At 66.5% G+C, this 9,054-nt stretch carries 9 protein-coding genes and 1 pseudogene; all 10 read right to left on the reverse strand.

Annotated features, from left to right (window positions below; genetic code table 11):
- Nucleotides 1–27 precede the first annotated feature (27 nt).
- Complete coding sequence (locus ABZX30_RS37135; RefSeq protein WP_355942591.1) at nt 28–1,188, reverse strand: uroporphyrinogen-III synthase; 1,161 nt, start codon at nt 1,186–1,188, stop codon at nt 28–30.
- An 85-nt stretch (nt 1,189–1,273) separates the two neighbouring features.
- Nucleotides 1,274–2,656 carry a nitrate/nitrite transporter gene (locus tag ABZX30_RS37140; RefSeq protein WP_355942594.1) on the reverse strand — a complete coding sequence of 461 codons (1,383 nt, stop codon included), beginning with the start codon at nt 2,654–2,656 and terminating at the stop codon, nt 1,274–1,276.
- A gap of 209 nt (nt 2,657–2,865) precedes the next feature.
- Entirely contained in the window at nt 2,866–3,627 is a 762-nt protein-coding gene (locus ABZX30_RS37145) for a hypothetical protein (protein ID WP_355942597.1), read from the reverse strand.
- Between the two features lie 196 nt (nt 3,628–3,823).
- Nucleotides 3,824–4,471 (reverse strand): hypothetical protein, encoded by a 648-nt coding sequence (locus ABZX30_RS37150; RefSeq protein WP_355942600.1) that lies wholly within the window; start codon nt 4,469–4,471, stop codon nt 3,824–3,826.
- Nucleotide 4,472: 1 nt separating this feature from the next.
- On the reverse strand, nt 4,473–5,135 hold the full coding sequence (locus tag ABZX30_RS37155; protein WP_355942603.1) for a hypothetical protein: 663 nt from the start codon (nt 5,133–5,135) through the stop codon (nt 4,473–4,475).
- Nucleotides 5,132–6,412, reverse strand: coding sequence for a hypothetical protein (locus tag ABZX30_RS37160; RefSeq protein ID WP_355942606.1), 1,281 nt, complete (start codon nt 6,410–6,412; stop codon nt 5,132–5,134). The genes ABZX30_RS37155 and ABZX30_RS37160 overlap by 4 nt, the downstream gene beginning before the upstream one ends.
- Nucleotides 6,409–6,726: a hypothetical protein gene (locus ABZX30_RS37165; RefSeq protein WP_355942609.1), complete on the reverse strand. Its 318-nt coding sequence runs from the start codon at nt 6,724–6,726 to the stop codon at nt 6,409–6,411. The genes ABZX30_RS37160 and ABZX30_RS37165 overlap by 4 nt, the downstream gene beginning before the upstream one ends.
- A 98-nt stretch (nt 6,727–6,824) precedes the next feature.
- Nucleotides 6,825–7,805 (reverse strand): hypothetical protein, encoded by a 981-nt coding sequence (locus tag ABZX30_RS37170; RefSeq protein ID WP_355942612.1) that lies wholly within the window; start codon nt 7,803–7,805, stop codon nt 6,825–6,827.
- 47 nt (nt 7,806–7,852) lie between these two features.
- On the reverse strand, nt 7,853–8,512 hold the full coding sequence (locus ABZX30_RS37175; RefSeq protein ID WP_355942615.1) for a hypothetical protein: 660 nt from the start codon (nt 8,510–8,512) through the stop codon (nt 7,853–7,855).
- A gap of 272 nt (nt 8,513–8,784) precedes the next feature.
- A pseudogene (locus ABZX30_RS37180) lies at nt 8,785–9,054 on the reverse strand (hypothetical protein); the annotation flags it as partial.

The following is a 9,054-nucleotide window of genomic DNA, read 5'->3' on the forward strand; positions in this document are numbered from 1 at the left end:
GTCGGCGCCGGGCGTCGGCGCCGGGCGTCAGGCGTCGGCGTACTTCGCGTCGGCCGCCGGATCGAGGGCGAGCCGGTAGCCCCGCTTCACCACCGTCTGGATCAGCTTCGGCGTCCCGAGCGCCGTACGCAGCCGGGCCATCGCCGTCTCCACGGCGTGCTCGTCCCGCCCGGCCCCCGGCAGGGCCCGCAGCAGCTCCGCCCGGGCCACCACCCAGCCCGGCCGCCGCGACAGCGTCCGCAACAGGGACATCCCGGCCGGCGGTACCGGTTTCAGGTCGCCGTCCACCAGCACCGCGTGCCCCCGGATCTCCAGCCGGTGCCCGGCGACCGGCAACGTGCGCGCCCGCCCCGGCAGTTCCTGGCAGAGCAGTTGGACGAGGGGACCGAGCCGGAACCGCTCCGGCTGCACCGTCTCGACGCCCCGCGCCTGCAGCGGCAGCGCGGTGACCGGCCCGACGCACGCGGGCAGCACATCGCCGTCGAGGGCCGCGAGCAGCTCGGCCAGCAGCCCCCGCTTCTCGGCCCGGGACAGCAGCGACGCGGCGGCGGGCGCGCTGGTGAAGGTCAGCGCGTCCAGCCCGCGCGTGACGGCGGCGTCCAGCAGGCGGTCGACGGGCCCGATGTCCTCCGGCGGCATCCACCGGTACACCGGCACCATCACCACCTCGGCTCCCCCCTCCCGCAGAGCCTCGACGAAACCGGGCAGCGGCTCACCGTGCAGCTGTACGGCGACCCGCCGCCCGTCGACCCCCTCCTCCAGCAGCCGGTCCAGCACCTCGGCCATGGACTCGCTCGACGGCGACCATTCCTCGGTCAGCCCGGCGGCCCGTACCGCGCCCTTGACCTTGGGCCCGCGCGCCAGCAGTTCCACCCCGCGCAGCCGCCCGATCAGCTGCTCGCCGAGCCCCCACCCGTCGGCGGCCTCGACCCATCCCCGGAAACCGATCGCGGTGGTGGCGACCACCACGTCCGGCACCTGGTCGATGATCTCCTTGGTGGCCGCGAGCAGTTCACCGTCGTCGGCGAGCGGCACGATGCGCAGGGCAGGCGCGTGCAGCACGGCCGCCCCGCGCCGCTGGAGCAGCGCCCCGAGCTCGTCGGCCCGGCGCGCGGCCGTCACACCCACGGTGAACCCGGCGAGGGGGCCGGGCCGGCCGTGGTCCGGTCGCTGCTGTTCGTCGTACATGGCTCTCCTAGCTGACCTGCATGCCGAACGAGCCTGTCAACGCCGCGTGACAGGCTCGGTTCGGGTTGATGTCGCCGGTGTTACGTCACACCTCGGCATAGCTGAGCTGCGGTTTCGCCTCGGCGGCGGCCACGGCACGGGCCTGGCCGGCCGGACGGCGAAGGTATACGACCCAGGTCACCGCGAAGCAGAGGCCGTAGTAGGCCATGAAGGCGACGAACGCGCCGGTACCGGAACCGTAGGAGAGGAAGGACTGCCGGAAGGCGAGGTTGATGCCCACACCGCCGAGCGCGCCGACCGCGCCGATGAGCCCCATGGAGGCCCCGGACAGCCGCCGCCCGTACGCGGCCGCCGCCTCCCCCTCCAGCCCCCTGGCGAGGGCCTTGGTCTGGAAGATGCCCGGGACCATCTTGAACGTGGAACCGTTGCCGATCCCGGTGAGCGAGAACAGGACGACGAACGCGACGACGAACAGCGGCAGCGACTTCTGCATGCCGGCGGCGACCAGGACGGCCGTGGCGGCGGCCATGGCCACGTAGTTCCACAGGGTGATCTTCGCCCCGCCGTACCGGTCGGCCAGCCAGCCGCCCAGCGGACGGATCAGGGAGCCGAGCAGCGGTCCCATGAAGGTGAGGTACGTGGCCTGCAGCGGGGTACGCCCGAACTGGTTGGTCAGCACCTGCCCGAAGGCGAAGCTGTAGCCGATGAACGAGCCGAAGGTCCCGATGTAGAGGACCGACATGATCCAGGTGTGGGCGTCCTTCGCGGCGTCCTTGGCCGCGCCGGTGTCGTTCTTCACGTTCTCGATGTTGTCCATGAACAGCGCGGCGAGGACGGCGGCGACGACGATGAGCGGGATGTAGATCCCGAGCAGCACGCGCGGCCCACCGTTCGCGCCGATGACGGCAAGGGCGACCAGCTGGATGGCGGCCACCCCGATGTTGCCGCCGCCGGCGTTGAGGCCGAGGGCCCACCCCTTCTTGCGGAGCGGGAAGAAGGCGTTGATGTTGGTCATCGAGGAGGCGAAGTTGCCGCCGCCGACGCCCGCGAGGAGCCCGATCAGCAGGAAGGTGTCGAAGGAGGTACCCGGCTTCATCACGGCGAAGGCCGCGACACTCGGGACGAGCAGCAGGCTCGCGGAGATGACCGTCCAGTTCCGCCCGCCGAAGAGGGCGACGGCGAAGGTGTAGGGGACGCGGACGACGGCTCCGACCAGGGTCACCATCGAGGTGAGCAGGAATTTGTCGGCGGGGGTCAGCCCGTACTCCGGGCCCATGAACAGCACGAGCACCGACCACAGGGTCCAGATCGAGAACCCGATGTGCTCGGACAGCACGGAGAACAGCAGGTTCCGCTTGGCGGTCTTCTCGCCGGTCTCGTTCCAGAAGGTCTCGTCCTCCGGATCCCACTGCTGGATCCAGCGGCCGCCCCTGCTCGGGGGTGCGGGTGCCGTACTAGGGGCTGTCATGACGCCTCCACGGTGCTCCGGGGCTCGATGCTGCTCACGGTGATGAGCGGTGATGAGTCCCGAAGGTAGGGAGGACGCGTTTCCGCCCTGTGGCTGCGGGTGACCGCAAGGGAACGTTGCTCTCACCCCACGCGGAGACGGGATGAGAGGTTGCGCGGGCACCGGCCGTGCGGGAGCCGGCCACCGACAGGGAGACCCCCGGGGCGGGATCAGGGCTGCGGTGGCTGCCAGGCGGGGTGGGGCTGCGGTTGCTGGGGATGGCCGTAAGGCCCGGAAACCGCACCGGAACCACTGTAAGGCGCGCCCTGCACCGGCAGCTGGACCGGCGGCGGACCCGCCTGCGGCATCACCGGCGCCCCCACGCCCATCCCCATCTGGGGCATGCGCACCCCGGACGGATATTGCGCACCGGGCGACAGATACCGCACCCGCCCGCCTTCTTCCCTCACGGGAAGAAATCCGGCGGCCTGAAGCCGACGGGCGAACTTCGCGTTGCGCCGCCGGGTGACGAGGAACCCGAGGCCCATGATCGCCATGAAGATGACCCAAGCGCCGCCCGCCACGGCGAAGTGGAAGGCCCCTCCCCCCTTCCGCACGGCGTAGAGGACGAGCCCGACGGTGATGCCCACCACCCCGTAGGCCAAGCGCTTCTCGGCGCTCTTGCCGGTGAGGTCGAACTGGATCTGCGCCTTGAGCAGTTCGAGCGCGTCGGGCACGACGGGCGGGAGCGAGACCCCGTCCATGGCGTTCGGATACTGTGCCCAGTTCTGCGCGGCCCGAGCCCGGGCCTGCGGGCTGTGGTCGGGGACGATGACCAGCTTGAGCACGTTGTTCCGGGACCCGGTGTACCGGGCGTCGGCGTACTCGTACCCGAACTGCTGCGCCACGAAGGCCAGCCGGGCCAGCTTCTTCACGGAGCCCATCGCATGGCTGACCTCAACGGGCCCCCCGCCGGCCATCAACTGCAACATCTTCCGCACTTGCCGCCTACCCACCGCACCTGCTCCCCATCGACGGCCATTTCACTCTCTTCACTTACGCAACCCCGCCCAGTCTTCCACCCGACCCCACCCCCAAGGCAGCCGAAGCTCCCCGCGTGACGGGGATTTGGCCCAACCTTGGAGGACCTACGAGGCCTTATATATAAGCCTGCGGCAGTCCCGTAAATCAGGGAACTGCGCGGATCCCAGCGCGACGTGCACGCTCGATCGCTTTAGGAGAAACAACTCGCTCGCCGCCATTTCCCGCATGTCCGGCTGCTAGCTGATACAGCAGGAACAAGCGTCTAGGGCCAGGAACCGCGATGACCCCGGCGAATCGCGGATCACCAGCGAACCAAACCTTGGCCACTTGACTTGTCTTTCCCGTCTCGTACCCTCGTCCGAGGCGACGACGCCACCAGACAGACCGCGCATGGCCGTGAAGGACGACAGGCACGCCCTTCTCCGGCTGATCCGGATTCGGGAAGGAAATCCAGACGTCACCAAGCTTTGCTCCGGGGATCTGCCCGATACCACTTTCAGGCATTCTGTACACCTGCCATGGATACACTTTCAGAACTCGCCGCGCCTGCACAGCCGAATTAATATAATGACGCTGAAGAAACGCGCGATACAGGGAGTACAGGAAAATTGGAAGAATGAACCACATCGCCCACTGCCCGACGAGGAGCATGATAACGAAGCCTCCAACGCATACGGCAGGCCAAACAACCTGACCTACAACAGCGAAGGTCAGTAACTTTGCGCAAGCAGCCTGCGTAGCAGAATCTTCCCAGGCAGAGGCAGCCGCGGCGGGGTCACGCGCAAGCTCCATGTCACGCCTCATCCTCGTCCACAAGTAGCGGGTTCTTGAAAGTGACCATGCGAGCCACCTCCCGTAGTAGGTGGCGGTAGTGGTCAGCATGGTGCACTGCGGGCGTTGAAAGAGTCAGTACAGCCAACTTCGCCGCGTCCGGGTATGGAACGTGCACGGCAAGCTGAAGCAGTTCCTGCGGTGCGTCAGCAACCTGGACACTCATCAGAGTCTCCGCAAGGGATGCCGGACCACAAGGCAGATCGAGAAGCTCCACATGACGGGCGTCCAGCAATCCTGCGGCGGTTCGGGCGGCGGTCACGCCACGTGGCGCCCAGGCAGTCTCAGACCACCCGAGTGTGAAGAGAGAGGGCAGCAAGGATCCGTCACCCTTGTCATCACGATGCAGACCCACTGAAAAGTGAACCACACCGCTGCGCGCCAGCACATAAGACATGCGCAGAATCGGCGCAAACAACGGGACAAGTAGCTGATGCTCGTCGGTAAAATTCAGCGCTTCCACGAGTGCACGCAGTGGATGCGCACTTTCCGCGACCTCAGGTGCGTGCCCTGATTGGACGAGCTCGTTGAGCGGCAACGGAAAGAACCCCGCGGGTAACGCGAACCAGATATCGGCATCGAGCATCCGGACGGACTGGTCGATGACGATCGCTTCCGAATTCATGACGCGACCGCAACCCCCCTGAAGAGGTAATGTAAAATTCCGATCGTAGCCGATCCATCGACTGTTCCGGTCCGAAGGCCGTCCAGCGTGAACGTGACAGCTTTGGCTGCACCGCTGTCGCTGCCCATCGAATCGTAAAGGCTGCCGGCCACCCCGTACACGGCCGTGCCGGCTCCGAGCCAGGTCGCGGTTCTTTCCACCACCGGCAGCACATCCCTCGTACGCGCGCCGAAGACGTTCACCCGCTGCAGGAGACTTTCCGTATCGGAGATAGCCACCGCCTCGTCCCGGATCGTAGAACCAACCGTGGCAACCTTCTGGCCCAGGGCAAGTCCGCCCTCCGCGGATCGCGCAGCGGCACTCAGCGCTTCGGGAGCCTTCATCAGCCCCTTGGCCACCGCGCCAAGCCCAGGCACGACGCCCAGTGCATCTCCGGCGACCGAGATGGCGTTGCTCCAGAAGTCGACATCGAACTCACCTTTCATCATTCCGTCCTTGAGGGAAGCCCAGACCTCGTCGTCCTGCAACCGCAGAGCGAGAGCGGTTCCGCTGAGCATCGCTGCAGCCACCATGAGCAGTGGAACAGCGAGTGGTCCTGTCGCAAAGATCGCGATCACGCCCAAAACCGCAGCCACACCGCTGAGGATGTCTGGCAGGTTGTCATCCAACCAGTCCGTGAACTTGTCCCAAGCTCCCGGCTCCTGAGGTGCCAGCTTCCTCGTCGCGTCGCGGATTTTCCCGGCTCTCTGCCGTGCCTTCTCCTCGTGTTCCGCGGCCAGTTTCTTCGCCTTGGCGATGATTTTGTCGAGGTCGGCCTGGGCGGTTTCGACCGCTGTGTTCACGAGGTCCGGGGCCTTCTCGGTGTCGGCCTGGCGGGAGCCCTTCTTGTCCGGGACAGGTGCGCTCTTCGCCTTGTCGAGGGCGTCCCGCGCGTCCTTCGCATCGTTGTTCAGCCGCCCGGCTCGGCGCTGGAAGTCATCGAGTTCGCCCTCCCAGTCGTTGAGCTGTCGGGCCGCCTTGCGGATCGAGTGTGCGGCGTTCTTGAGGTTGAGGGCCAGCGGGCCGCCCTGGAGTTCCTCCCGGAAGGCGACCGCCGCGTCACCCTGCCAGTAGCTGCCGTCCATCAGCCTGGTAACGAGGCCGTGCGTCTCCTCGAGGACCTTCGCGCAGGAGGCAAGCTTCTTGTGCAGGTCTCGCACCGTGTCCGTGTTCCCCGGCGTCGGATTGAAGCCGAGGTGCGTGTACGGGTTCGCCTCGCTACCGGGAGCCGTCGTCACCGCCCGCTCCCACCTTTGCGGTGCTTGCCCTTTTCCAGCGCCGCTTCCAGCGCCTTGTCGACCTCCCGGTAGCTGTCCCTGCTCTGGCCGATGATTTCCGCGAGGTTCTCGGTCTGCTCACCGATCTGCTCGGTGCCGCGCTTCCAGTCCAGCTGGAAGTCCTCGCAGGCGGAGTCCAGGTCCTCCGTGCCGAGGCCGGTGACGGTGGCGTCGCCGAGCGCCTTGCGCAGGCCCTTCAGCGAGCCGCTCGACTTGTTCAGCAACTTCATGAAGTGCTTCAACTCGTCGTCGTCGACGGACAACTGGTCTGCCACGTGTTCAACCCTCCTGGGTCGAGTTATCCGCTCGTCGACCCAGGCGGCCGCTCGCCCCTACGTGAGGGGGCGGGCGGGCTGCGCGTTGGCGCCCTCTGTCACCGGTTGACGGCCTGGATCTCCTGCACCACGACATTCTGGGTGGTCCCGAAGGTGCCGTCAGGCAGGTCGCCACCCGTGGTGCCGGTACCGGTCCAGTGGATTTTCCAGGTGATGGTGGCCTTGAGCGGGTAGGAGCCGTCGCCGGAGGAGCGCAGGTAGTTCACTCCACAGGGTGGCGTCTCGTCGGACTTGCCCTTGGCGTAGGACTCGCCGATCGTCCCGTCCTTGATCTGGCAGACACCCGATGCCGGGTACGTCTCCGCGTCCGACGTACCTGGGGCGATCCTCAGGGACACCGGTTCAGCGGTCGTCGTCGCGGAGATGCCCAGTACCGGGATCGAGGCGGTGACGGAGACCGGCTTGAACCTGGCGCCGTCCAGCCATGCCCACGTGGGGAGGTTCACCTTCGTGGTGTTCGCCGGAGCGAGCGTCACCTTTGTACCGGGGACATGGATTTCGTTGTACGCCAGCTCAGCGAAGACCTTCGAGGTGACGGCTTGAGGGACGTCAGCCGGCGGGTCGTCACCGGTGTCCACCCAGAAAATGGGCTTGGTGCAGTCAAGGGAATCCGAGTCACCTTCGCGGCCCCGCGTGACGTACGAGTCCCACCAATAGCCCTTGTCGGCCTTGTCCTTGTTGAATTCTTTGTACGGGTGGCCATTGACGTATCTGTCGCGCTGCTGGGCATCCCACTCGTAACCGGTGGAATCCGCCTCCCAGGTCGGCTCTAGGTATGCCTTGAGTTGATCGGGAGTAAACTTGGGCGCGTAGTAGCAAGCCGGTGGTGTCCACGCCGTCGTGGAGCTCACTGAACCTGCGGACTCGCCCGAGCCGTTCTTGGACAGGTCGTAAACCACAGCACCAGCGGTGGCGGAAAGTGCGCCTTTTCCGTCCGATTTACCGGATGGAACCGACGACGATGCCCCCTGCCCGTCCCCCGGTCCGTAGGCATCGGCGGTGCCAGCCAATGCAGTCACGCACACAACTGCCAGTGCGAACGACAGCGAACCCCGCCTGCATCCGCTCACGCAGCGCATGTCTTGTCCCCCCGCTTGGAGATCAGGTTCGTGGTCTGCCACACACCGTTCTTGTTCTTCTCGAGGCGCGTGTTGTACAGCACGTACGGGCTCTGCTTCAAGGGAGTCCTGTCGACCTTCTTGGTCTTGCGGCTCTTATTGAATCCCTTGCTCTCGTCGGAGCAGTAGACGACGGACGCAGTTGCGTCACCGGAGAGTGTGACCTTGGGGGCGTAGTAGCGAGTGGTTCCCGTGAAGGAGAGATTGGCGTCCAGGTACGCCTGCACCCAGGCCACGGCGTCGGTCAATGCCTTGTCCCGGTAGTAGAACGAGAGACCCGGTGCGCTGGTTTCGCCGCGCAAGATCGCGTCGTTCGTCGCGTCGATGCGCGCGGCAGTATCCACGAGAACGGCGTCCTTGATCTCGTTACCCGTCTTCCAGCTCTCGTACTTGTCCTTGACGTCCGAGGGCAACGTGATCACGGGCCGGTTGGCCGAGCTCGACGCCGAGGCACTCGGCGAAGCTGAAGCCGAGCCCCCCGTGTCCGCGCCCGCGATCTTGTCGTTGCCCTTCGAACCGCCGCCCCCACCCCCGCCACAACCGGCGAGGAGAAGCGCGGCCATCGCTCCGGCGGCTGCTGTCGAGATCAGGCGGCGGCGGCGGGTCACGGTGGGCTCCTGGTGAGGCGGTCGGGATGAGCGAAGCAGTCGATACCGTATCCAGGCTGCCAGTTGGGGAACCAGAGCGGCCTGATCTGTCACCGTTGGAGTGCCCAGGTGAAGAGCAGCGTGGCGGTAGGGACACGTGAGACTGAGACGCGCGAACGTGGAACGGCCGCCCTGCTCAGCCTCGTTGGGATGAAAGCGAGCACCAAGCAGCGTCCCTGGGCGGGGCCGGTGCAGCGACTTGGCCACCGCTTCTCCCAGCCACTCGAGCGTGGTTACCGGTTGACGGCCTGGATTTCCTGCACCACGACATTCTGGGTCGCGCCGAAGGTGCCGTCGGGCAGGGTGTCACCCTTGCCGTCGCTGCCCGTCCAGTGGATTTTCCAGGTGATGGTGGCCTTCAGCGGGTAGGAGCCGTCGCCGGAGGAGCGCAGGTATTTCACCCCACAAGGTGGCGTCTCGTCGGACTTGCCCTTGGCGTAGGGCTCGCCGATGCCGCCGTCCCTGATCTGGCAGACACCCGATGCCGGGTACGTCTCCGCGTC

Origin of the sequence: Streptomyces sp. NPDC004542 (genome assembly GCF_040610035.1) — a bacterium.
GTDB lineage: Bacteria > Actinomycetota > Actinomycetes > Streptomycetales > Streptomycetaceae > Streptomyces.